The organism is Runella sp. MFBS21, from assembly GCF_029433105.1.
Taxonomy (GTDB): Bacteria; Bacteroidota; Bacteroidia; order Cytophagales; family Spirosomataceae; genus Runella.
The window spans coordinates 250,221-274,202 of record NZ_JARNTW010000005.1 but is presented as its reverse complement, the minus strand read 5'-3'; the positions used below and the strand labels follow the sequence as shown (position 1 = coordinate 274,202).

20 protein-coding genes and 2 tRNA genes are annotated in these 23,982 nt (G+C 40.8%); 11 read left to right on the top strand and 11 right to left on the bottom strand.

From position 1 onward, the window contains the following. Positions 1–81: 81 nt before the first annotated feature. From P1X15_RS14085 to P1X15_RS14070, 4 genes are read right to left on the bottom strand one after another with little or no spacing between them, the layout of a single operon-like run. The gene (locus tag P1X15_RS14085; RefSeq protein ID WP_277338767.1) at positions 82–453 is read right to left on the bottom strand and encodes a hypothetical protein; all 372 of its coding nucleotides are present in this window, start codon (positions 451–453) and stop codon (positions 82–84) included. Between the two features lie 39 nt (positions 454–492). Beyond that, on the bottom strand, positions 493–1,119 hold the full coding sequence (locus tag P1X15_RS14080) for a hypothetical protein (protein WP_277338766.1): 627 nt from the start codon (positions 1,117–1,119) through the stop codon (positions 493–495). A gap of 17 nt (positions 1,120–1,136) precedes the next feature. Beyond that, positions 1,137–1,967, bottom strand: a complete 831-nt coding sequence (locus tag P1X15_RS14075; protein ID WP_277338765.1) for an LGFP repeat-containing protein — start codon at positions 1,965–1,967, stop codon at positions 1,137–1,139. Between the two features lie 57 nt (positions 1,968–2,024). After that, positions 2,025–3,845: a hypothetical protein gene (locus P1X15_RS14070; protein WP_277338764.1), complete on the bottom strand. Its 1,821-nt coding sequence runs from the start codon at positions 3,843–3,845 to the stop codon at positions 2,025–2,027. A gap of 315 nt (positions 3,846–4,160) precedes the next feature. On the opposite strand from P1X15_RS14070, the gene P1X15_RS14065 reads away from it, so the two are divergent. The 3 genes from P1X15_RS14065 (at position 4,161) to P1X15_RS14055 (ending at position 9,354) form a co-directional block, all read left to right on the top strand. Next, the gene (locus P1X15_RS14065) at positions 4,161–6,164 is read left to right on the top strand and encodes a sensor histidine kinase (protein WP_277338763.1); all 2,004 of its coding nucleotides are present in this window, start codon (positions 4,161–4,163) and stop codon (positions 6,162–6,164) included. 338 nt (positions 6,165–6,502) lie between these two features. Next, the gene (locus tag P1X15_RS14060; protein ID WP_277338762.1) at positions 6,503–8,614 is read left to right on the top strand and encodes a histidine kinase; all 2,112 of its coding nucleotides are present in this window, start codon (positions 6,503–6,505) and stop codon (positions 8,612–8,614) included. After that, positions 8,611–9,354 (top strand): LytTR family DNA-binding domain-containing protein, encoded by a 744-nt coding sequence (locus P1X15_RS14055; RefSeq protein WP_277338761.1) that lies wholly within the window; start codon positions 8,611–8,613, stop codon positions 9,352–9,354. The genes P1X15_RS14060 and P1X15_RS14055 overlap by 4 nt, the downstream gene beginning before the upstream one ends. A 177-nt stretch (positions 9,355–9,531) precedes the next feature. Here P1X15_RS14055 and P1X15_RS14050 read toward each other — a convergent pair whose 3' ends face one another. Then, on the bottom strand, positions 9,532–11,976 hold the full coding sequence (locus P1X15_RS14050) for an outer membrane beta-barrel family protein (protein ID WP_277338760.1): 2,445 nt from the start codon (positions 11,974–11,976) through the stop codon (positions 9,532–9,534). A gap of 611 nt (positions 11,977–12,587) precedes the next feature. On the opposite strand from P1X15_RS14050, the gene P1X15_RS14045 reads away from it, so the two are divergent. The 7 genes from P1X15_RS14045 to P1X15_RS14015 all read left to right on the top strand — a co-directional run bounded on the left by P1X15_RS14045 (position 12,588) and on the right by P1X15_RS14015 (position 17,942). Next, positions 12,588–13,199 carry a trimeric intracellular cation channel family protein gene (locus P1X15_RS14045; RefSeq protein ID WP_277338759.1) on the top strand — a complete coding sequence of 204 codons (612 nt, stop codon included), beginning with the start codon at positions 12,588–12,590 and terminating at the stop codon, positions 13,197–13,199. 19 nt (positions 13,200–13,218) lie between these two features. Beyond that, entirely contained in the window at positions 13,219–14,172 is a 954-nt protein-coding gene (locus P1X15_RS14040; RefSeq protein ID WP_277338758.1) for a bile acid:sodium symporter family protein, read from the top strand. Positions 14,173–14,192: 20 nt separating this feature from the next. Then, positions 14,193–15,413 (top strand): 1-acyl-sn-glycerol-3-phosphate acyltransferase, encoded by a 1,221-nt coding sequence (locus tag P1X15_RS14035; RefSeq protein WP_277338757.1) that lies wholly within the window; start codon positions 14,193–14,195, stop codon positions 15,411–15,413. 278 nt (positions 15,414–15,691) lie between these two features. Next, positions 15,692–15,943 (top strand): hypothetical protein, encoded by a 252-nt coding sequence (locus P1X15_RS14030; protein ID WP_277338756.1) that lies wholly within the window; start codon positions 15,692–15,694, stop codon positions 15,941–15,943. A 12-nt stretch (positions 15,944–15,955) separates the two neighbouring features. Then, positions 15,956–16,993: a YhcG family protein gene (locus P1X15_RS14025; protein ID WP_277338755.1), complete on the top strand. Its 1,038-nt coding sequence runs from the start codon at positions 15,956–15,958 to the stop codon at positions 16,991–16,993. Next, positions 16,986–17,138: a hypothetical protein gene (locus P1X15_RS14020; protein ID WP_277338754.1), complete on the top strand. Its 153-nt coding sequence runs from the start codon at positions 16,986–16,988 to the stop codon at positions 17,136–17,138. Before P1X15_RS14025 ends, P1X15_RS14020 begins: the two co-directional genes overlap by 8 nt. Positions 17,139–17,339: 201 nt before the next feature. Continuing rightward, a complete protein-coding gene (locus tag P1X15_RS14015; protein WP_277338753.1) occupies positions 17,340–17,942 on the top strand; it encodes an HD family hydrolase in 603 nt (200 codons plus the stop codon). 44 nt (positions 17,943–17,986) lie between these two features. Here P1X15_RS14015 and P1X15_RS14010 read toward each other — a convergent pair whose 3' ends face one another. The 5 genes from P1X15_RS14010 to hppD form a co-directional block, all read right to left on the bottom strand. After that, positions 17,987–18,565, bottom strand: coding sequence for an HAD family hydrolase (locus tag P1X15_RS14010; protein WP_277338752.1), 579 nt, complete (start codon positions 18,563–18,565; stop codon positions 17,987–17,989). Between the two features lie 39 nt (positions 18,566–18,604). Continuing rightward, a tRNA-Pro gene (locus tag P1X15_RS14005) sits at positions 18,605–18,679 on the bottom strand. 21 nt (positions 18,680–18,700) lie between these two features. Further along, positions 18,701–18,787, bottom strand: a tRNA-Ser gene (locus tag P1X15_RS14000). Between the two features lie 112 nt (positions 18,788–18,899). Then, positions 18,900–19,628: a phenylalanine 4-monooxygenase gene (phhA, locus tag P1X15_RS13995; protein WP_277338751.1), complete on the bottom strand. Its 729-nt coding sequence runs from the start codon at positions 19,626–19,628 to the stop codon at positions 18,900–18,902. Positions 19,629–19,649: 21 nt separating this feature from the next. Continuing rightward, positions 19,650–20,783, bottom strand: coding sequence for a 4-hydroxyphenylpyruvate dioxygenase (hppD, locus tag P1X15_RS13990; protein WP_409049685.1), 1,134 nt, complete (start codon positions 20,781–20,783; stop codon positions 19,650–19,652). Positions 20,784–21,017: 234 nt separating this feature from the next. Here hppD and P1X15_RS13985 point away from each other — a divergent pair, with 234 nt between their 5' ends. Continuing rightward, complete coding sequence (locus P1X15_RS13985; protein WP_277338749.1) at positions 21,018–21,818, top strand: penicillin-binding transpeptidase domain-containing protein; 801 nt, start codon at positions 21,018–21,020, stop codon at positions 21,816–21,818. Between the two features lie 19 nt (positions 21,819–21,837). Here P1X15_RS13985 and P1X15_RS13980 read toward each other — a convergent pair whose 3' ends face one another. Then, a complete protein-coding gene (locus tag P1X15_RS13980; protein ID WP_277338748.1) occupies positions 21,838–23,814 on the bottom strand; it encodes an acetoacetate--CoA ligase in 1,977 nt (658 codons plus the stop codon). Positions 23,815–23,982 lie beyond the last annotated feature (168 nt).

Here is a 23,982-nt window from a genome sequence, read left to right as displayed (position 1 = left end):
TTTAAAACATACCATGGCTCGATGCTCCGCACTACTCTGTCTTAGACAGATTTTTCATTCTTGAATAGTAGTTCAAACTATTTATATGAACACCATCATTAAAGCAAAACCCGTTAGAATCAGGCTAAAAAATAATGACAGCAAGGCTAATCCTTTTCCCCTCTTTTTTTCCTTCCCGCGTTTGATTCGCACAAGACTAATAATACTGAGCGTTAAGCTACCAAGTGCCATGACCGCCACAATTCCCACCCCAACACCTCCAAAGAATAAAACAGGGGTCAAAATCGTTGTTCCAAACGCAATCAGCGCTAAGGGTTCAATGGGACGCGGTTGCTTTCTTTCATCTGTAGGATGGAGTTCGGGTATTCTTTGAGATATTACACTTTGATGGGTAACAGTGGCTGCCCCATAGCCCATTGAAAACAATAGAGTACACAGTAAAAGATACTTCATACCAGTAGAAATCCAAAGGTAAGTTCGTCCCCTATTTTGTCATTTTTTGAAAAAAACAACTCCATAAACCAATCCCTTGTCATTATACGTAGCTTGGTGAAAGGTAGGGAAAGCCCCCACTTGCCCTATTTTAGAAGCGTACCTTACTGCCGATCTTACCCAGCCTGCTGTACCCGCCTCATCGCGGTTGATAGGTTCCATACGGCTCTGTGGAATATCTCGGAATGTGACGGCATCTGGTTTGAAAAGTATCGTTCCGCATACGACTCCACGACCATGATCGGCATGATAAAAAGTAGGAATACCCGCTGAGTAGCCGTGGTTGGCGGCCCATGTCATCGATTGACGAACACGCTCCTGAAAGTTGTTTAAATCAACATTGCCCAGTTCTGACTGAGGAATATCTTTGAACTCCACATATTTTTTAGGAACAAGCACTGTCCCATAGACGATTTGGCCGTTTTGGTTGCCATTTTCAAAGGTAGGAACTCCCGCCCCAAACCCATAGCGGGTGGCATAAGCCATGCTTTCGCGCATACGTCCCTGCAAATCATTGATAGCTACGCCATTGAGCTCGTTGGCAGGTACATCTCGCCACGTGGTTTCTTGGGCCATGCTCAAAAGGCCAACTAAGAAAAATATAGATGTAAAAAACAGTGTTTTCATTAGTTTTCAGGAATGGATTAATAATTATAACAAGGAATAGAATTTACATTAGCTGCTCTGTCGCCGTTTTGATACACCGTTTCATTCGCTTGGTTTAAGTAAGCTCCGCAAGTAGGTCCAGTTATAATCTTTCCTTTCTCAAAATCCACTGTTTGTTGATTATCAGCTTTATTTGGGTCACAGCTCGACTTTGGTAAGCCCAACCAACTGCCATCATATCCGACACCAGCTCTCCCGTACATACCCTCTACTTTTCCCCAAAACGCCTGAGCACCTGTGGCTTGGCTCCAATAAATTTGCCCAAGCGGCCCAGTTTTGGTAAAATGCTGAAAGTGTCCTTCTTTGCGAGTAGTCATGGTACCTTCATCACCAATAGGATATCCCAGTGGGCTATTCCAACGGCCGAGGGCTTTGTATTTTTCGTAAATAGAGCCATAAACGGCAAATACACCTTTTGGAGTAGAAACAATAACTCCTTTAGTAAACTCATTACCCGTAATTCCCGTCAAAAACTGTTGCCAATCAGAAGTGGGCGTACCCAATGCCGTAAACTTATCTTGACCGAGGGCTTCATATTTCTTCATTTCATAATTTAAGAAACCAAATGCCTTTCCGTCGATATAATAAATTGCGCGGTCTTTGTTGCCATAATATTGCACCCAACCGTTACCACTTGCGGTTTTAACTGGTTCGCCACCGTTATCGGCTTCTGGCATCCAGCCCAGTTGTTGATATTTAGCTTTAATCGAGGCTTTGTAATCAGGGTCAGCAGGTTTGGGGCAGCCCGTTAATAAAAACAGCATTGAAACACATACAAGTGGCAAAAAAAAAGAAGTTATTTTTTTCATGGTATTGTCTCGTTTAACCTCCGACGAGTTTTTTAGAATAAGATTTTTAGAAATGAACTACTTTACTGTGCAGTCAATAAAACACTTCTCGACTGGTTTGATAGAAGGGGGATTAGGATAATAGACCGTACCATTGGCCATTTTAACATAAGGAATTACTAACCTCCAAGGATAGCTACTACAAGGTGCTTGTAAACTTCCTCCTTCCGTTTTACGATTGGTTGTATATACTTTTCCATTAGCAGAAGGAAGCAAACTGATGAGTTTTCCGGTAGTGTTATACACATAAAGCGCATAGCTATTATCGCCCGAGGGAATACTGAAATATCCTTTTGTGGTGTAACTTGTACTTGGAGGTAGGGTTTGAGGGGTTACTTGTGCATAGTTGGTACTCAATATTTCAATTTCCCCTATTTCCGTTATTTGAGGAGTACGGCTGTACTTGGTTACGGTAAAAGAAGTACCATTGCAATCAAACTTTAAACTGCTAAACTCGGGAGGATAGGTATAAGAAAAGGTTTGGCTACTGCCGTAGTAAACGCCGTCAGTGGTTTTAATGTAAGCTCTGAAATTATTAGTAGCTTCCAGTTTTGCGATGTCTGCTTTTTTAATTCCACTCAGTATTACGCCATAACCATTTATTGAGGTCGTACTTACCACTTTCAAAACGTTATTGTCAAGCGTTGGGTTAGCAGTTTTAGAATCATGAACCACAAAGCCATATTCCACAATTTGTGCTCCATTGGTAGTAAGAGTACACCTAAGGGCTATTCTATCATCATCACTTTCCAAATTGACAATCGTACTAAAGGAAGCGGAGGTATAGCCTATGGTAGGAACAGCAGCATTTGTCTTAAAACTTTTTACTTCACCATAGCCTGTTCCGGCAGCCGTAGTAGCATAGCCGCGCACATAGTAAGTAGTGTTGGGGTTAAGATTTGTTAGATTTATATTAAAAAACTCAGGTGCGTTTGAAGACCCATTCTCGCGTTTGGTATCGGCAATGGTAGGGGTCTGATTCGTACTGCTCCAGCAGATACCCACTTGCCCATTGGTCGTTGTTCCGAGCGTATTGCGGGTTACACCCACATCGGCCGAGGAGGTTGTGATGTTAGTTACATTGCCAGTTGTCACGGTGGAAGCCACTACGTTTGCAGTTTTTATGGTCGCTACAGAGCCGTAGCCTGTACCAGCGGCGTTGGTCGCATATGCACGTACGTAGTAAGTAGTATTGGCTTTAAGTCCCGAAAAACCACTCTTATAATCTTTAGGAGCATTGGCCGTGCCAAGTTCGGTTTTAAAATCGGAAGTCGTAGGAGTTTGGTTGGTTTCAGATAATACATGACCATGTTGAACTACATCACTGCTACCTATATTGGCTATTTTCCCCGAAACTTCCAAAGAAGTGCTTGTTATATTCTCGCCCGTTCCTGTAGTAACTTCTGGCGCTTTTTGGGCAGTAGTACTGAAGGCGAGTTCTTCACTATACACAGGGTCTCCTTCGTGGAGTACATATGCTCTTACATAGTATTTGGTATTGGCTGTAAGCCCCGAAATAGTCACCTGAAAGTCGACAGGGATGTCGGTTTTTTCACCAGCTTTTAGTTTAGTATCGCTGATAGTTGGTTTTTCTTTCGTGGCATAGCAAATCCCATATTCTTTGATTGATGAACTTCCATCACTGCCTACGCCCACTTTGGAAATGGAGCAAGAGGCTTGTACTGAGGTGGTTTTTATGTCATTGATTTTGACATTTCCCAATATAGGCAAACTCGCAGTAGGGTCGTTTTTATTGGTACGGCATCCTACATAGACAACTAGCCCCCATAAGAGCAACACATGAGCGACCTTAAAATATTTGGATAAAGTTTTCATCATTATAAAATTTTATACCCTAAGGATTGATAGTAGAAAAGAGAAACCATCGCTTTTACCAAAATCACGCCTAAGACGATTTTTTTGATTTCCAGCGCTAATCTTCACTCATTTGATTTAGATTCAATTCAAAACTGAGCAAACGGTAGAGGCATTGAGTGTAGTAGGGAGTTGGCTGAGTGTGTGTTCGGAAAAAGTGCCTCCAAAATCCGTTTTTTGTAACTTCTAAAACTCCCCTCCTGCCATGTTTTTGGGGATGTCATTCTTAAATGTAGCTTTGTGGTAGGTGGCTTTTTTGGGCACTTTAAAATACACGATATGCCTCGTTCAGAATCAAGTACTGCTTCCTCTTACTTTTCAAAGTTGCTTTGGGGAATTTGGTTTATTTTGGGATGTCAGAGCTTTTGCTTGGCACAAACTACCGACAAAGACACCCTTTTCTTAAATGGTACTTTGCCCGAAGGCTATCTATCGGTGATTGATTATTGCCGATTTTATTACAATAATTTTAATCCAGCAGCCTTCCCACACAACATCGTATTTGAGAAGTATAACCCTGATTTGGCACTTAGACATAAATCTGTCACGACTTGGGTAAGGCTAAATATCAACAATACTCATCCCAAAGACACGCTTCGTTTGGTATTGTGGGCAGGAGATATACACCTCGATGATGTCTTCAAAAAAGAATATAGAGTAGTTCATCAAAGTAATCTCCAAAAATCCTTCTTCAACAACCACAACCAAATTTCTTTTAGTGTTTTACCTCACCAAACGGTCACTTATTGGATTCGTACTTCACTTTCTAGGCATTTTAGCGACTTCCACCCAGAATTATACGCCGAGAGTACCTTTAAGCGTTTGCTTCCTCAAATTGATTTTAACTATTCCCAACGCTATATCTTTATATGGATGGTGATTGGATTGTGTTTTTTCTTGGGAATTTTTGCGTTTGTCCAGTACGCTTATGGCAAAGATCTCCCTTATGGCTTTTGGGCGAGTTATCTTTTAGTCAATTCGTTTTTCTTTTTTACCGAACTCGATCGTTCTTTTAAGTTAGGGGTTCTCACCAATCTCAAAGACGATAGACGATTTCTTCCTTGGGCTATCGCGGTTCAGTTTTTAGTCCAAATTACCTATTTACTTTTTTTAAATTCTTTTCTATCAATAGAGCATCACAGCAAAGCCATTCATCGCTTTCTAAAAGGCAGCTTAGTGATTATGTTGATTTGTTTTGTGTTTGCGGTATTTGCCATTAGGCACTACGACTTACACCTCACCGACTACGCAGATATGTTGTTGGTATTCACCAATTTACTAATCGCTATCATTGTCTTCAAAACAGGTTTTTCTGCCATACCCCAGACTCGTCTTATTCTGATAGGCACTTGTGGGGTATTGTTGGCAGCTACTATAGCGGTGATTAGAGAGGTACTAGAAATCAAAGAGGTAAATGATTTTTGGCTAAGTCCTTTGGTCTCTTTTGGCTGTGGTACTATCTGGGAATTGGCCTTCTTTTCTTTAGCACTCAGCGAACGTACACGCTTGATAAGACAGGAACATCTTGCTCTTCAAAAAAACTATATGGCTCGACTTGAGAATGAACTAAATCTCCGAATCAATGAAAATGAGCTTCAAAACAAACAATTGGAAGAACAACGCATTCGACAAATTACGGATATGTTTCAGCAAAAAATCGCGGAGGTAGAAATCTCCGCCTTGCGCTCGCAGATGAATCCACATTTTATCTTCAATTGCCTCAATTCTATCAAAAGCTACGCCCTCAACAACGATACCGAGCATGTCTCGGTCTATCTCACCAAATTCTCTAAACTCATTAGGCTGGTACTCGAAAACTCAAAATCAGAAAAAATTACCCTCAAAAACGAAATCGAAACCCTGCACCTGTACCTCGAAATGGAAAAACTCAGGTTTAGCGATAAGTTTGACTTTATCATTCAAATCGACCCACTCATCGAAGACGATTTCATTGAAATTCCACCTCTGCTCATTCAGCCTTTTGTCGAAAATGCCATTTGGCATGGAATCATGCAAAAAGAAGAACATGGGTGGGTCAAAATCTTCATCTCCCAACCCAAAGACAAAAGCATCCAAATCGTGGTCGAAGATGACGGTATCGGTAGACTCAAAGCCGCCGAACTCAAAAGCAAAACTTCTACCAATCATAAATCCTTTGGTATGAAAATCACTTCCCAAAGACTTGATATTTTCAAACAACTCTATAACCTCGACGCCACTATCGCGACCCAAGATTTGACCAATCCCACCGGAACACGCGTTATTATCGAAATACCCATATGAACGCGCTTCTTCTTCTCTTTTTGACTTTTTAGGCAATTCTTTTCGAGGTATTTTTGCATTATTTTTTGTTTCAATAGGCATTTAGAACAAAATTTAGCAAACGGTATCTTCATTGAGTGTAGTGATAGGTTGAGTGAGTGTACGTCCTATGAATAGGCCAAAAACTGCTTTTTTGTCCTTAAAATGAGTCTATAAACCTCCTAAACTTCCCTTCATAGAAAGCCTCATTTTTGGTAATACTCGCTCAAAGTGTAGATTTGTGGTGGACGATAAGATATTTTTTAAATATCTTATTTCAATATCACATCCGCTGTCTATGCTTTTTATCTACCTGAATCATGCGAGTGATTTTATTTTTAGTGGTAATTTTGGGAAATGTCACTTACAAAACTATAGCCCAAATCACTACATTCCCCAAAGTGAACTTTGACAAACGGGGTAATAAAATGTACTTAGATAGCCTTGCCCAACTAGGCAAGCGACAGATGGTTTATTTATCTCAAATCCCGCGTTCTTTCCAAACAGACACTACAAAACTTTATACGCTTTATTTTCTGGGTACCGTATATCGTATCTGGAACGGACGCCGTGATACGTCTCTGTACTACGCCAACCAACTCATTCAAGAAAGTCAGCTCTTAAAAAATAGAGATTATTTATTGCGAGGATATATCGTTGCAGAATACTATCAACGCATTGCCAATATCAATTTTCCAGAAGCTATACGCCTTAATTATGAAGCAATCAAAAACCTCGACAATCGACGATTTAGCCAAGAAAATGCGTTTCGGTTTAAAAACAATTTAGGGGAAATCTACTTCGAAATGCGGCAATACGAACAATCTCTAACGCTGTACTTAGAAGCACTTGAGCTTATCAAAATAAATACTTTAGACGTAAGCATCGCAAGCCACTATGCCAATATTTATCAAGGAATTGCAAAAAACTATCAAAAGCTGAATGATTTTGCAAAAGCAGAAACGTATCTCACGATTGCAATCGAAAAACTATCTCAATATGGCTCAGAAAGTAGTAAAGCTTGGATTTATGGAGATTTAGCAGATAATTATGTCTACCTAAAAAAATATGAGGATGCTTTATATTTTTTTCAAAAGGCAGAAAACATTTGGAATAAGCTCAACTTAAAAAATCAGTTGATAGAAGTTTGGAGTAATTTAGCAAAACTCTCCGTCTTGATGAACCAATACGACAATGCCCTTCAATATGCCCAGAAAGTAATTGGACATAATGACAATGTCCCGCTAGTGGATGAGAACTCCTATTTTGCACTTTATAAAGTCTACAAAGCACAAAATAATTGGGAAAAAGCACTTCAGTATCATGAAAAATTCACTGAGCTTAATGCTCTCACGATTAGTAAAATAAGAGACAAACAAGTATCTGCCGTACAAAGTCAATTTGAAAGAGAAAAGTTTGAACTAGAAAATTGGAAACAACTCCAAATTCAACAACAAAAATTAATGGATTTAGAACGGCAAAGCATCATGAATAGACTCAAAGCCGACTCTAAAAACAAGTTTCTATACCAAAAAGCCAGAACTGCCGAACTACTACGCAAAGCCGAAAGACAACGTTTAAAGACCCAAGCAGCCGAAGCACAGTCTCGCCAAGAACTTATTATTCGAAATCTAAAAATCAATGAACTTCGGCAAAGCCTTTATCTACAAAACCAAAAACAAAACATTCTGACGGGGTCTTTTGTTATGCTTTTTCTTTTTGCATTTTTGGTAGGCTGGTTTTTATTTCATCAATCCCGTCAAAAAGCACTATTTATTGAAAAGGAGGGAGTTTTTCAACAGCGTCTTTCCGAAACCGAAATGATGGCGCTACGCTCGCAGATGAATCCACATTTTATCTTCAATTGCCTCAATTCTATCAAAAGCTACGCCCTCAACAACGATACCGAGCATGTCTCGGTCTATCTCACCAAATTCTCTAAACTCATTAGGCTGGTACTCGAAAACTCAAAATCAGAAAAAATTACCCTCAAAAACGAAATCGAAACCCTGCACCTGTACCTCGAAATGGAAAAACTCAGGTTTAGCGATAAGTTTGACTTTATCATTCAAATCGACCCACTCATCGAAGACGATTTCATTGAAATTCCACCTCTGCTCATTCAGCCTTTTGTCGAAAATGCCATTTGGCATGGAATCATGCAAAAAGAAGAACATGGGTGGGTCAAAATCTTCATCTCCCAACCCAAAGACAAAAGCATCCAAATCGTGGTCGAAGATGACGGTATCGGTAGACTCAAAGCCGCCGAACTCAAAAGCAAAACTTCTACCAATCATAAATCCTTTGGTATGAAAATCACTTCCCAAAGACTTGATATTTTCAAACAACTCTATAACCTCGACGCCACTATCGCGACCCAAGATTTGACCAATCCCACCGGAACACGCGTTATTATCGAAATACCCATATGAACGCTATTATTATCGACGACGAACCTCACTGCCGCAATGTCTTAGTTCGGATAATCGACAAATATTGTCCACAAATCAAAATCATTGACGAATGTAAAGATGGTGTAGAAGGCAGGAAAAGTATTGAAAAACACCGTCCTGATTTGGTTTTTCTAGACATTGAAATGCCCCAAATGAATGGGTTTCAAATGCTCGAATCTATTCAGGCAGAGCACCTCAACTTTGCGATCATTTTTACTACCGCTTACGACAAGTTTGCCATTAAAGCATTCAAATTCAGCGCCTTTGATTATTTACTAAAACCTATTGATGAACATGAATTAGTGGCGGCGATTACACGCCTTCAAACCATCAACACCAACCGTAGCGAACAACTCCAAAGTCTTTATCATAATTATCAAAGAGGAAAGTTTGAAAAAGTAACTATTTCTACTTTAAACGGTGTACAGTTTTTAGACTTTGATGACATTATTTTGATAGAAGCCGACAGCAACTATTCGCGATTTTATCTAAAAGACAATAAGCTCGTAGTAGCCTCTAAAACATTGGCTTATTTTGACGAAATACTTTCCGAAAAAGGTTTTTTCAGGTCCCATAAACAATTTATTATCAACCTAAAACACATCAAAGAATACAAAAGCGGAGACTGGAATGTAATCATTATGAGCAACCAACTTCAGGCCAAACTCGCCCGTACAAAAAGAGAAGAGTTTTTACATTTGTTTTCGTCGCGTCGTTAGCAAAAAAAAGCCGTACCTCAATTGAAGTACGGCTTTCCGACGTTTTCTTAACCTAAACTAAATTTTTCAATGCTTTTGATTCTCCTTTGATATTGTTGATACTCTGAGTTTGTCAAAAAGTTACATCATTGCAACCATTAAATTTATAGACAAACATTTCTAAGCAATATAAGATGACTATTGCTGACCCGAATTGGCACGATTCCGTAAGTCTTCTGTACTGGTGCTACGTTGACGCGCTGCCTTCACATTTTGATTCCCGAAACGATAAGTAAACGACACTCTCACTTGACGGCTTTCCCAACGTGAATTGATTTTGAAATCCAAATCTTGGTACTTCACTGTTCCTGCAAATCGATTCAAGAAAAATATATCATTGATATTGACTCTCAGCGACGCCTTACGATTCCAAAGGGATTTGGCAACTCCCGCACTTATCTGCCCTTGTGCTTTTGCAAACAAAAGGTTGTATTGGGTAGGAGAATTCCAGAATCCACTTACCTCTGCTGTATAGCCTTTGGGTAAGGTGAAATTGTTCATCACAAACACACTAGCTCCAAACTGCCCCAAGTCCAAATCGGCACCATAATAGAAAGAACGATATCGATTATAGAACGCGCTGATGTTGTTTTGCATTGTCCACCATTTATTTATCGGGATGGGCAAACTCAACGTTAGGTTATAACTATCCTGATGTTCAAGGTTTTCGGTAGTCACATACGTTTTGTTTTCTTCTGGGATTTGTTTGGGTATTTGGTTAGCAATCACATCGTTGATACGGCTATATCCCAAAGTAGTCGAGAATGCACCTTTGAAAACGTGCGTAATCTGGAAGGAATTCGTAAACTGTGGACGCAAATTAGGATTGCCTTGCTCAAAAGTAAGCGGGTCTAAAAAGAACTGAAACGGATTCAAGTTGCGGTAATTGGGGCGGTCGATACGACGACTATACGAAATATTCAAGACGTTGTTGGTATCTAAAGTTCGTGATACAAACACACTTGGAAACAAATTGACATAGTCGCGCGTCACGATATTATTCAATGTTACGGAGTTACCTTCAGAGTGTGTATGTTCGGCCCTTAGTCCCACTTGTAGCTGCGTCTTTTTGTTGAGTTTGGTGCTATAGTTAGCGTAGGCAGCGTTGATATTTTCTTTGTATTTGAAACGATTTGAGCGCGTAGGATCTAATATCCACTGATTATCTACTTGGTTTTCAAATCTCATATCATTGTCAGAATCGACCAAACTACTTTTGGCTCCCGCTTCAAACTTCCCGTTTTTCAAAGGTTGAATATAGTCTACTTTGGCCGCTGCGATGCCAATAGTCGAAGGCATGATATTACGGACAATGTCTTTACTTGTCACTGCTCCAGCAGGTGTAAAATAAGTAGTATTGAGGTCGTTACCAGAGTTTCCGTTGAAGAAAGAATAATCTAAGTCGGCGGTCAATTCACGTCCTTTGCCAAAATCATGCTTTAAGTTGAAATTACCAGTATAATTGTCCAAGCGATTATGGTTATAGGTATCGGTTTCAAAGCGACTAGTGAGCGTATTGGTTTTGTCATAAAAGTCAGTACTTGAGATTCCATTCATCCGAAACTGATTCAAGAAGCCACTAGCCAATACACCTAATGTTGTTTTTTTGCTTACAAAGAAGTCCATACCTGCTCTAAAGCTCAAGTTTTGGGGATTGCCAACGCGAGGGCTATTTTGATCCAAATAGGTGATTTGATCTTTGTAGGCAATCGTACGGTCGATGCTTTGGGTATTTTGGAAACGTCCATGAAAAACACTTACATTTCCAAACGAATTGACTTTAGCGTTGCGGTGATTTAGACCTATCGAAGCATTGAGTTTTTCGTATCGTCCATAGCCTGCCCCAAGGGTATAATTTCCATTAGTCCCAAAGTTTTTGTTTTTCTTCAACACTATATTGATTATCCCTGTATTACCAGCGGCATCGTATTTGGCAGGAGGGTTGGTGATAAGTTCAATTTTTTCGACATTATCACTTGGCATTGATTGGAGCATATTCATCAAATCTTGCATTGAGATCTGTTGCAATTTACCGTCAATCATCACCATCACACCTTGGCGTCCCTTAAGTTGAAGGCGGTCATTTTGACGGTCGATAGTGACGCCCGGCGCTTTTTCCAAAATTTCGAGGGCTGTTCCACCTGCCGACACAATGCTGTTTTCGACATTAACTACCATGCGGTCGATTTGCTGCTCCACAAAAGGTTTCTTGGTTACAACCTTTACTTCCTGTAATGTTTGGGCATTTTCCAACACCTTAAGCACGGGCATTTTTATATCGGTAGCTTGGGCAGTGATTTCAAAGGGAGAAGAATAAGTTTTCTGAAATCCCATCATCGAAGCGGCTATCAAGTAGCGGCCCCCACTTACATTTTCGATTTCATAATTTCCACTTTCGCTTGTGATGGCACCTTTCACCAAGGTCGAATCAGCGACTTTTAGCAAAAGGATTGTCGCAAAGGAAAGTGGCTTTCCGTTAGGTTCTTGCGCCTCTCCCGAAACTTTTCCCCGAATAGGACTTTGAGCAAAAACGGACGAACAGAGCAGCAATGCTGCTGCAGCAAAACTTATAGAAGTTTTCATGGCTGTTGTTTTATGGCTGTTGTTTAATTACTGCTTCAAAGGTATGGTACTTTGTTATACAAGCTACCTTTTTTTACATAAGCGGTAAAATTATCTTGACAAACGGTTTTGGGAGAGAAGGCAGTTTGTAAGAGAACGATAAAATGAAAGATTCGGTCACAAACTGCCTTTTATTCGTTTAAAATGGCTGTTATTCTAAAATATTGACTTTTACTTGGAAAGTCTGACTAGGTCTTCAAAAGTGACTTTCCAAGTTTCTCATAACTCGCAAGCTAAACTTGGAAAGTCGGGTACTGTTTTCAAAATGGCTGTTCGTATTCAAAATATTGACTTTCCAAGTTTCTCATAATTCGCAAACTAAACTTGGAAAGTCGGGTATTGTTTTCAAAATGGCTGTTCGTATTCAAAATATTGACTTTCCAAGTTTTTCATAACTCGCAAACTAAACTTGGAAAGTCGGGTACTGTTTTCATTGTGGCTGCTAATTTCATACATAAGATGCAAGAAGGAACTACAAGGTTGCATGAAGCGTCAAAAAAAATTGTTGAGATGCAAAAATTGGTTTCCCATTTGTGTTTCTTTTTACTTTGTGCTTTGTTTGATTACTGTCTATGTCACTGCCTTATTATATTGATATGATTGGCGTTTTGGTATTTGCCATCTCGGGAGCTTTGGCGGCTGCCGGCAAAAAAATGTACCAAGACATCTTCGGAGTTTTCTTCACGGGTTTTATTTCGGCGATTGGCGGTGGCACCCTGCGCGACGTCACTTTAGGAGTATACCCTTTGGCGTGGGTCAAACACATCGACTATCTCGTTTTTATTACGTTGGGCGTGCTGTTGACTGTGATTTTCAAGAAGGCAATTCTCAAACTTCATAAAGTAATTTTTTTCCTTGACACAATCGGCATTGGCGTGTATACCATTCTTGGGGTTCAAAAATCCCTTCAATATGGTGTCAATCCTTTCGCGGCTATTATTTTAGGGATGATTTCGGCCGTATTTGGGGGAGTCATTCGTGATACACTCATCAATGAGTTGCCTCTTATTTTTCAAAAAGAAATTTATGCTACTGCGTGTATGGCGGGGGCTGTAGTATATGTTTTGCTGGATTATTACGGAATTCATACTGATTGGAATGCCATCGGATGCATTTTATTGATTATTATTGTCCGTTTGATTGCGGTCAAATACCAACTTTCTTTACCCAAGATTGACTTTTGATTCCCCCAATGATACCTATATGAAAGAATCTTTATCCGCTCTGGATTATATTCGGCTCAACTTCTCCGCCGAAAGCTCCGCTACCGTCAACATTGCTTTAGCTTTGATGATGTTTGGTGTAGCACTCGACATCAAACCTTCTCACTTTCAAAGCCTTATTCAAAATCCTCGTCAGCTATTGGCGGGTGTATTGAGCCAAGCTGTGGTAATGCCCGCCGCTACCTTTCTGTTGGTCATGGCACTAGGCGACCATATCACTGTGGGTGTCGCTTTAGGGATGATTTTGGTAGCTGCTTGTCCTGGAGGCAATATTTCTAATTTTATCACCTCTCTAGCTCGTGGCAATGTAGCCTTGGCTGTGAGCTTGACGGCAATCAGTACTATTATCGCCGTAGTGATGACGCCTTTCAATTTTACATTTTGGGGCAATCTATACGCACAAAGTAGCTCGTTGGTTCGGCCTCTTACGCTGGATTGGGTAGAATTACTGAAATCAGTGATGACTATCCTAGGGATTCCGATGCTGCTAGGAATGCTGTGTTCTATTTATCTTCCACGCGTCGCTCACTTGTTGCTCAAGCCTTTCAGAATACTTTCTTTGGTGTTTTTTACAGCTTTAGTAGTAATTGCTTTCACCCAAAATTTCGATATTTTCATCAATCACATCGGCTATGTATTTATAGTGGTACTCATCCAAAATGCCTTGGCGTTGGCGATTGGCTATGGCATGGGAAGTGTCTTCGGATTATCTGTCCAAAACCGCCGCACCCTAAGTATCGAAACAGGTATTCACAACTCTGGTCTTGGCCTTGCTTTGCTCTTCAATCCTACCGTCTTTCCGTCTGATTTACCTTTGGGTGGTATGGCTATCATTGCAGGATGGTGGAGTATTTGGCATATTTTGTCAGGCACGGCCTTAGCTTTTTATTGGCAACGTAGTGGTCAAACCTCTTCACTTAATCCCCAACCCTGAATCTGAAAAAATCATCATCAATGTCACACCGTAGTTTTTTTTACAGCCTTCTTAGAGCTTATGTCCGTTTTTGGCACAATCGTATTTTTTATCGCAAAGTTGAAATCAAGAATTTCCCAAAAAATCTTTCGACCGATATCCCGTTGTTGATTGTTACTAATCATCAAAATACCCTCATGGATGCCTTGGCGGTGGTACTCAACGTAGGTGAAAGGCAGCCCTACTTTTTGACCCGCGCCGATATTTTCAAAAAAGATTTTGTACGCAAACTCCTCATGTCGCTCAAAATGCTACCTGTTTATCGCCTTCGCGATGGCATGGATGAAATGAAGCAAAATGACGACATTTTCAATACCTGCGTCAAAATTTTGAGTACAGGTGGTACCTTGGCGGCTTTTCCCGAAGGGAATCATGGGGTACAATACCATTTACGCTCTTTCAAAAAAGGGCTGGCGCGCATTGCATTTCAGGCCGAAACGGAACACGATTGGCGGCTCAACCTCCAAATACTCCCTTGTGGGCTTTACTATACCCACTGCCAAAAAATGGGAGAACGCCTTGTACTCAATTTTGGAGAACCATTCAAACTTAGTGAATACCAAAATGCCTACCAAGAAAACCCACCTCGCACGCTTACGCAAGTAACCCGACGCATGTATGATTCAATACAAGCCTTGATGCTACACATCGACGATTTGCCACATCATGACGATTACAAGTGGCTTATAGACGTAGCTTCGGGCAAAGGAGGGGATTTGATGAACACGGTGCTTTCTACGCGAAAAGAGCTTGATGAATTGCGAAAAAATACGCCCGAAAAGTACATGGGTCAAATACAAGCCGCTCATCAGCAACGACTTCTGATGGAGCCTAAAAGCATTAGTCCGTTTACGGTAGGCAAAGGTAAACCTGCTATATTTATGTTGGTTTTAAAAATGCTTTTTTTATTGATTAGCAGCCCTTTAGCCTTATATGGAGTAGTCAACAATGGCCTCCCCTACGCTTTTCCTTTTTTGATGACGCGCAAATTAAAAGATCCTCAGTTTTCGAGTGCTTTCCGGATTGTGCTATTCGCTTTAGTAACTTTTCCGATTTTTTATCTGATACAAATTTCAATCGTTGGTATTTTTACAGACGCACAAAGCACGCTATTATATGCGCTCTCTCTTCCCATCAGTGGTTATCTTACTCACCATTGGGCCCGCAAATGGAGCGAAACCATACAGCAGTGGCAGCTATAAGTAGTTGAACAAAATTGAGGTGGGGTCAGCAGTAGGCCGTTTGGAGAGTAAGTAGCCAAAAACCATGAGAAAAAGACTTCTCAAATCTTAGAAAGGATTGATTCACGTTTCTTAGAACCTGCTTGTGGTAATGGAAACTTTTTAGCGGAAGTACTAAAAAGAAAATTAGCCGTAGTAGATGCTCAATATAGCAAAAGTCAAGTGAAATAGGAACGTTATTCTAGTATTGCGGTTTCCAGTATTTACGGAATAGACATTTTAGAAGACAACGCACAAGAATGTCGAGACCGTTTGCTTGGTATTCTAAGATTTTCGAGCAAGTAGAAAATGAGTGTATCCGTTCTGTTCGTTTTTTATTGAGCCGAAATACACTTTGGGGGGATACCTTGGACTTTACCAATCTCGCCCCAAACCAACCGATTGTATTTTCTGAATGGAGTACTGTAAACGACTCTATGTTTAAATTTTTGGTGGAAAAAACACCCCACTTCACGCTTTTTAACGATGAAGGCAATTTATCCATTACTTAAAATTAGGCGAAGATGAGTGATGTAAAGCCATACGATGATTTAGTTGACCAAATTGGCAATTTACTTGCTAATGCCAGATTGCATGCCGCAAAAGCAATAAATACCCTGTTGGTGCAAACTTATTGGCAAATAGGAAAATATATTGTTGAGTACGAGCAAAGAGGAAAGCAAAAATCCGATTACGGCAGTGAAGTATTGGATAGACTTTCCAAAGACCTGACTTCTAAATACGGGAGAGGATTCAGTAGATCAAATCTCGTTTATATCAGAAAACTTTATTTGTCTTTTCCAATTAGTGAAACACTGTCTCACCAATTGAGTTGGAGTCACTACTTTGAGATTCTTAAAAATGACGATTCTTTGGCAATTAGCTTTTATATAAAGCAATGCGAAAAAGAAAATTGGAGTGTAAGGGAATTAAAACGACAAATGAAAAGTATGTTGTTTCACCGTTTGGCACTCAGTAAAGACAAAGAAGGAGTGCTGACACTATCTCAAAAGGGAACCGAAACCCAAGTGGCAACTGATATTATTAAGGACCCCTATATCTTTGAATTTTTGGGAATACCCCAACAATATCAGTACCTCGAAGGCGAGTTAGAAACCAGATTGATCCAAAATTTAGAACATTTTCTTTTAGAACTTGGTAAAGGCTTCGCCTTTATCGGCAGACAATACAAAATTACGCTTTCGAATCGCCATTTTTTTGTGGATTTGGTTTTCTATCACCGCATTTTAAAATGCTTTGTACTTATTGATTTAAAACGGGGAGAAATTGAGCACAATGATATTGGGCAAATGAACCTGTATCTGAACTATTTTGCCAAAGAAGAAAATGAACAAGACGATAATCCGCCCATCGGAATAGTGTTAGGTGCTTACAAAGACCATATCCTGGTTGAGTACGCTACCGAAAACATTACCAATCAGCTTTTTGTAAGTAAGTATCAGCTCTACCTGCCCGATAAAAAACAATTGCAAGCAGAACTCGAAAAAATACTAGGGTCAGAATCAGAATTTTCAGGATTAAAGAATATACAAGATGAATAAGTACAATGACATCACCTATAAAAGTACACAACCCAAGCTTGGCAAAGAATGTGTCTGTCCAACCGACAGACAAAACAACGAACGAAAAGAGTATCGAACCGATAATATGCGTTTGATGGCAATGGCTGATGACTTGGTCAATTAAACATTCTACCTGTCTTCAATCCCGAAAGCTTTAGGGATTGTATATTGACAGTTTTGTGCTCCGAAATCCCCCCCTGCGCCAAGTGCCAACCCGTTATTAGGAATCGTACAAAGTTCCTTTACAAAGCAGAAAAATTCAGCCATCAGGGGCTGAATGCGCTCGTTTGTCCATATCATTCATCACTTTTAAAACTCAACCACAATGTCATTAGAAAATCTAATACAACAGGTTAATTTCATAAAAGAAATCGACAAATTAAAGTACATCCAACGCAAAACAAAATTGTTTAACAGCGACCGGTGTGAAAATGACGCCGAGCATAGCTGGCATTTAGCGATGATGACCATCGTGCTGGCCGAACATTCAAACACACCGATTGATATTCTTAAAGTCTTAAAAATGGTCTTGATTCATGATATAGTGGAAATAGATGCGGGTGATACGTTTATTTATGACACCACAAAAAATCACTGTAACACTGAGCAAGAGCTTATAGCGGCCAAAAGGATTTTTGGCCTTTTACCAGCACCCCAAGCCGAAGAATTAATCGCCATTTGGCTAGAGTTTGAAGAGGGCATCAGCGATGAAGCCAAATTTGCCAGAGCAATGGACCGATTTGAACCATTGCTTCAAAATACCTCCAACAATGGCGGAACTTGGGCCGAATTTAATGTAGACTACCAGAAAGTTTATGACAAGAAAAAAGTAATCAATCATGGCTCTACATCGCTCTGGAATTATGCCGAAGGCCTGATTAACGAAAGCGTAGAAAAGGGGATTTTAACAAAAAAAAGTGATCATTAGACCCTTGCAACACTTATACAAATCATTCTGTATTTCGTATTGAATCATTTGTATCTCCAATTTCTTTTTTCAACTGCTCGGACATTTTCACAGTTTTTCAATGTCCTCAGATATTTGAGAAGATGATTTAATTCATTGTCGTTTGGGTCACCCCTAAATTCATCAATGTAAATTGCATTGCCATAATTAGGGCGTGCCTTTTCTGGGGTATCATCTATCAGAAGTATTTGCTCAAGTGCAAAGCCACGTTTTTTGAGCTTAGCGAGACGTTTTTCATAAACATAAGTATCTTGTTCAATATTTCGTCTATATGAACACTTACTTCTCCCCCAAACTACTTCAAAACGAATACTGGTTTTAATTAGACTCACAATAGACTCCACATATTTGTCGTCTGCTGAAGACCAAATCCCCAGTTTAAAATCGAGGCTCAGCTGTTGAAGAAAATCATCAAGGAATGGCCGCTTATACACAAAATATTTATCGAAGATGAAATCTTCCAAAAGGTCACGTTTATGGGAAGTAGCGTGAATAAGAGTCTCGTCAAGGTCTAATATGATTAGTTTATCGGTCATTCTGTATTTTTGCCACCATTCTGCCACCCTAAAGGTTTTATAAAGCATAAAGCACTGTAAGAAACTGTCTTACAGTGCTTTATAAAGTCGGGATGGCAAGATTCGAACTTGCGACCTCCTGGTCCCAAACCAGGCGCGATGACCGGACTACGCTACATCCCGATGCTAGGCCAAAATTAGCAGCGGAGGGAGAGGGATTCGAACCCTCGGTACCCTTACGAGTACGGCAGTTTAGCAAACTGCTGGTTTCAGCCACTCACCCATCTCTCCGTTGATTTTGCTGCATTTGCAGCGGCGTTTGGCTTAACGAGGTGCAAATATAGCTGAATTAATTTCTCTTTCGCAAGTTTTCAGGTCAAAAAAAGAACAAAATTTTTGAAATTTATTTTCCAACCAAATAGCTTTCAGACAGAAATTCCTCAATATCAGGCGTTGAGCGATAAAGCTGCTCGTAAGAATTTATCACAAAATAATGCTCCTGAAATCGGTCAATATGAAAAGGTGTGGCCAAAATCGTCCGAACATCGAAAGGTAACTTGGGAATTTTGTCGCTTAAGCAGTACACACTTTCTCCGGCTGACGATAAAATTCCACCCCCATAAATTTTGAGCTGACCTGCTTCCTCTATTAAACCAAACTCCACCGTGTACCAATACAATCGACTAATCTGCACAATGGCTTCGGGTAAATCGATGAAACGTAAAGCAATTCGACTCAAATCTTCGACAAAATCACAAAAGGGCTGGTGAGTCAGCAAAGGTACATGCCCAAAAGTATCATGAAACATATCTGGCTCTTCGAGATAGTCCAATTGGGCGGGCGTACGAAGCCACGTAGAAGCTGGAAACTTACGGTTAGAAAGTAATCTAAAAAAATCTGGCTGCGGAATCAATCCCGGCACTACTTCTACCTCCCAACCAGCCAACTGCCGTAGACGCGGATTGGTCTCGTTGTTGAAATTAGGAATATGCTCCGCCCTAAACCCTACCTTTTCGATGCCCTCTAAATACATGCGACTAGCAATAGCAGGTAGCTGCGCCATCTGACGTTGAAAAAGCATCTGCCACATGGCTTGGTCTTCTTGGGTATATTTTTGATATGCCTGTTCCATGTCTGGTCTCATTTGGGAGTTTTACAACGTACCTCTCAACGCCTGTTCGCGCTCAATAGCCTCAAAAAGAGCTTTAAAATTTCCTTTACCAAAAGATTTCGCTCCTTTGCGTTGGATGATTTCAAAAAACAAAGTAGGGCGCGGCATGATAGGCTTCGTGAAGATTTGCAGCAAGTAGCCTTCATCGTCTCTATCTACCAAAATCCCCAATTGGCGCAGCGGCTCCAAATCTTCGTCGATATGGCCTACACGCTCTAGCAAATCGTCGTAGTAAGTGGTAGGGACGTTCAAAAACTCCACGCCTCGCTCTTGCAATTCTGTCACAGTCTCGATGATATTGTCGGTGGCAACGGCGATGTGCTGTACGCCCGCTCCGCCATAAAAATCAAGGTATTCCTCCACTTGCGATTTTTTCTTGCCTTCGGCAGGTTCATTGATTGGAAATTTAATGCGCCCGTTTCCATTGCTCATGACTTTGCTCATTAAGGCTGTATAATCGGTCGAGATGTCTTTGTCATCAAACGAAACCAATTGATTGAAGCCCATGACGTGAGCATAAAATTCTACCCAAGGGAGCATTTCGTTCCAGCCTACATTGCCCACCATGTGATCTACGTACTTGAGACCTACATCGCTAGGCTGATAGGCAGGCTTCCAAGCTTGAAAACCTGGCAAAAAAACGCCCTCATATTCTTTTCGCTCTACAAACACATGTACTGTATCGCCATAGGTATGTATCCCCGACCGAATTACTTTGCCCCACTGGTCTTCCTCTACTACTGGTTCAAAATATGGTTTAGCGCCGCGCTCTACCGTGGTATGGTAAGCATATTCTGCATCATCTACCCAAAGTGCCACTACTTTCACGCCGTCGCCGTGGGTATCGATGTGCTTTCCAATTTCGGTTCCGCCTTTCAAGGGTGATGTCAATACTAGACGAATTTTGCCTTGTTGCACTACGTAAGACTCGCGGTCGCGAAGCCCCGTCTGCAATCCCGCATAAGCCAAAGGCTGAAATCCAAAAGCCGTCTGAAAATAATGCGCCGCTTGCTTGGCATTGCCTACATACAGCTCGATATAATCTGTGCCATTCAAAGGCAAAAAGTCTTCTTCCTGAACTTGTGAAGGGACTATTTCGGTGATGAATGTTTCCATGATATCCATTTTTAAGGTTGATAACTAATCCAAATTCCTCTATCGAATCTAGGTAAGGATTGTTGATGAAGCGTCAAATATTTAATTGTTTTACTAATTATTAATTTACTTACAATTTTAAAGACAATATTTTATTTAGACAAGTTTTTATCAAAAAAATGTAAATATATAAGAACCTTAAGCCCAATAAATGGCTTAAATTGCGTCACATTCATCACCTTTTTGTATTAGACCATGAAAATCGCAGTAGCTGCTTTATGCCTTATTCTCACTACGACCCTTCTCCACGCTCAGATTGATTTCAAAACGCCCTTTAAGGAATGTCAGCTAGAAGGCAGCATCTCGATTTATGACTATCAAAACAAAAAATGGCACCTCAGCAATGCCGTTGATGCCTATCAAGAAACGCTACCTGCTTCTACTTTTAAAATCATCAACTTACTCATTGCGCTAGAAACCAAGGTTATCAAAGATGAAAACGTGGTAGTCAAATGGGTAGGCCATACCGATACTACCTTGTATGGATACCGCCCCGACATTTATCATGACATGACCGTCAAAGAAGCGTTTGAGGTTTCGGCCGGCTGGGTATTTATCGAATTGGCTAAGAAAATCGGAAAAGAGCGCTATAAAGCTTTTTTGAAAGCGGCTCAGTATAGCAATCTCAATTTATCGCAAAAAGGAGATGATTTTTGGAATTTTGGCAGTTTTGGGATTTCTCCCATGGAGCAAGTCAAATTTTTGATGCGGGTCTATGAAGAAAAAGTGCCTTTCTCGAAGCGAAATATCGAGATTCTTAAACGAGTAATGGTAGTCGAACAAAAAGGGAATTATACCATTCGAGCCAAAACAGGCTGGACTCGCTACGGAGATAAAGATACAGGCTGGTGGGTAGGTTATGTGGAACGCAAAAACAATGTGTATTTTTTTGCCACTCGCCTCATCAAAGACCTCAAAACTCCTAATCCGCGTTTTGGTCAATGCCGCAAAGACATCACCAAAGCTATTCTGACGCAGCTAAAAGCCTTTGAATAGAAACGAGTGGCTCTTATTGTTATACACTTAATTTTTCGGGGGCAAACTTCACAAAAAAATCAAGGGACTGGGGATTCCGCATCGTATCACGACTTGCCACTTTAGCGGGATTCATACCCATCAATATTTTTTTGACAGGGGCCTCCATTTTTTTACCACTTATGGTATAAGGAATTTCCGAAATTGCATAAATCGCGTCAGGCACATGGCGCGGACTAAAACGCGTTCGCAATTCGTGATTGATTTTCGACTTAAGGTCATCTGTTAGCTTCTGTCCCTTAGCAGGAACCACAAACAAAGGCATAAAATACTTGCCTCCTTCTTGTTCGAGGCACACTACTAGGCTATCGGCTACATCCTCTACGCTCTCCACTGCGCTATAGATTTCACTGGTTCCGATGCGTACACCATCGCGGTTGAGTGTTGCATCGGAACGTCCATAAATTACCACGCCTTCACGCTCAGTGATCTGAATCCAATCGCCATGCCGCCATACGCCCGGATAATCTTCAAAATAACTCGCCCGATAACGCTGGTTTTGGGAATCGTTCCAAAAATAAATAGGCATCGAGGGCATGGGCTGCGTGATGACCATTTCGCCTAGTTCATTCTTAACAGGCTGTCCTGCCTCATCGTAAGCCTCTAATTTACAACCTAATAATCGACACTGAATTTCGCCTGCGTATAAGGGCAACGTAGGGCACCCTCCCACAAATCCGCTACAAATATCGGTCCCCCCACTTAGCGAAATCAGCCACACATCTTTTTTGAAGGTTTTATAAACCCATTCAAAACCCTCCGACGGCAAAGGCGACCCCGTAGAACCAATGGTTTGAAGTTGGTTAAACTTGTATCCTTGTAAATTGATACCAGCTTTCATACAAGCAATATAATAGGCAGCGCCACCGCCAAAATGATTGATTTTGGCTTTCTCGGCCAAATCCCACAGTACATTGAGGTTTGGAAAAGCTGCCGACCCTTCATAAAGCACCAGGGTAGCCCCTACGAGCATCGAAGCTACCGAAAAATTCCACATCATCCAGCCCGTGGTCGAATACCAAAAATAACGGTCGCCGGGTTTTACATTCTGGTGAAGAGAAAGTGCTTTGAGGTGTTCGAGCAAACAGCCTCCCACACTATGAGTAATCGCTTTGGGCTTACCCGTAGTACCCGACGAATACAATATCCACAACGGATGTTCAAAAGGCACAGGTGTAAACTCAAGGGTCGAAAAGGGAGTTTTGAGCACATCCCCCCACATGACAGCTTGCGAAAGTTTACTTTGAGGATTCAAAAAAGGCAAGAGAACCGTTTTTTTCAATGTAGGAAGTTGAGCTATCAAATCCCCTATCAGTGGCAGCTTGTCATAAGCTTTGCCATTGTAAGTATAGCCGTCTGTCAAAAACAACACTTTAGGTTCGATCTGCTGAAAACGATCAAGCACGCTCGCTGTTCCGAAATCGGGCGAGCAACTCGACCACACCGCCCCGAGCGAGTTGGTGGCCAAAAAAGCAATCACGGCTTGAGGACCATTGGGCAATACCCCCGCTACTCTATCCCCCACTCCTACGCCTGATTGTTTGAGAAAAGCCGCCACAGCACCTACTTGTTTTTCAAGATCACGCCACGAAAGCTCACGCAATGGTTCACGTTCAGACTGATACATAATAGCAGGTCGGGAGGTATTTTTGTGACGAAATATATGCTCGGCATAGTTGATAGTAGCCCCCCTAAACCACTTTGTACCAATAAAATCTTTAGAAGACCTTATCAATACATCAAAATATAAACTATGACTCTTAACGTCGTTGAATTGCCAAATACTTTCCCAAAAATCTTCTAAATCAGTCACCGACCAATCCCATAAATCATGGTAATTTTTGAAGTAAAGTCCTTTCTTAACAAACAACCAATTTTGGAACTTTTTAAGGTTGGATTGCTCCACAAAATTGCGAGAAGGCATCCAAAGTGGTTTCACAGATACACGGTCAGTCATCACAGCGATAAAGTTAATAGGATAGGATGGATTTTTGAATAAACGTCCAAATCCATCCTTTTGAGATATATTAATGATAAAAAATCATCTTTCCCCAAAAATTCGTACCTTTGTATCGCTGATTATCAGGCAATTTCGCCAAAATAACCAACAGCCAAATATTCATTT

Excerpts from the sequence above, each read along its gene's own strand:
- P1X15_RS14085 (WP_277338767.1), bottom strand. The coding sequence starts at position 453 with ATGAAGTATCTTTTACTGTGTACTCTATTGTTTTCAATGGGCTATGGG.
- P1X15_RS14080 (WP_277338766.1), bottom strand. The coding sequence starts at position 1,119 with ATGAAAACACTGTTTTTTACATCTATATTTTTCTTAGTTGGCCTTTTG.
- P1X15_RS14075 (WP_277338765.1), bottom strand. The coding sequence starts at position 1,967 with ATGAAAAAAATAACTTCTTTTTTTTTGCCACTTGTATGTGTTTCAATG.
- P1X15_RS14070 (WP_277338764.1), bottom strand. The coding sequence starts at position 3,845 with ATGATGAAAACTTTATCCAAATATTTTAAGGTCGCTCATGTGTTGCTC.
- P1X15_RS14065 (WP_277338763.1), top strand. The coding sequence starts at position 4,161 with ATGCCTCGTTCAGAATCAAGTACTGCTTCCTCTTACTTTTCAAAGTTG.
- P1X15_RS14060 (WP_277338762.1), top strand. The coding sequence starts at position 6,503 with ATGCGAGTGATTTTATTTTTAGTGGTAATTTTGGGAAATGTCACTTAC.
- P1X15_RS14055 (WP_277338761.1), top strand. The coding sequence starts at position 8,611 with ATGAACGCTATTATTATCGACGACGAACCTCACTGCCGCAATGTCTTA.
- P1X15_RS14050 (WP_277338760.1), bottom strand. The coding sequence starts at position 11,976 with ATGAAAACTTCTATAAGTTTTGCTGCAGCAGCATTGCTGCTCTGTTCG.
- P1X15_RS14045 (WP_277338759.1), top strand. The coding sequence starts at position 12,588 with ATGTCACTGCCTTATTATATTGATATGATTGGCGTTTTGGTATTTGCC.
- P1X15_RS14040 (WP_277338758.1), top strand. The coding sequence starts at position 13,219 with ATGAAAGAATCTTTATCCGCTCTGGATTATATTCGGCTCAACTTCTCC.
- P1X15_RS14035 (WP_277338757.1), top strand. The coding sequence starts at position 14,193 with ATGTCACACCGTAGTTTTTTTTACAGCCTTCTTAGAGCTTATGTCCGT.
- P1X15_RS14030 (WP_277338756.1), top strand. The coding sequence starts at position 15,692 with ATGTCGAGACCGTTTGCTTGGTATTCTAAGATTTTCGAGCAAGTAGAA.
- P1X15_RS14025 (WP_277338755.1), top strand. The coding sequence starts at position 15,956 with ATGAGTGATGTAAAGCCATACGATGATTTAGTTGACCAAATTGGCAAT.
- P1X15_RS14020 (WP_277338754.1), top strand. The coding sequence starts at position 16,986 with ATGAATAAGTACAATGACATCACCTATAAAAGTACACAACCCAAGCTT.
- P1X15_RS14015 (WP_277338753.1), top strand. The coding sequence starts at position 17,340 with ATGTCATTAGAAAATCTAATACAACAGGTTAATTTCATAAAAGAAATC.
- P1X15_RS14010 (WP_277338752.1), bottom strand. The coding sequence starts at position 18,565 with ATGCTTTATAAAACCTTTAGGGTGGCAGAATGGTGGCAAAAATACAGA.
- phhA (WP_277338751.1), bottom strand. The coding sequence starts at position 19,628 with ATGGAACAGGCATATCAAAAATATACCCAAGAAGACCAAGCCATGTGG.
- hppD (WP_409049685.1), bottom strand. The coding sequence starts at position 20,783 with ATGGAAACATTCATCACCGAAATAGTCCCTTCACAAGTTCAGGAAGAA.
- P1X15_RS13985 (WP_277338749.1), top strand. The coding sequence starts at position 21,018 with ATGAAAATCGCAGTAGCTGCTTTATGCCTTATTCTCACTACGACCCTT.
- P1X15_RS13980 (WP_277338748.1), bottom strand. The coding sequence starts at position 23,814 with ATGACTGACCGTGTATCTGTGAAACCACTTTGGATGCCTTCTCGCAAT.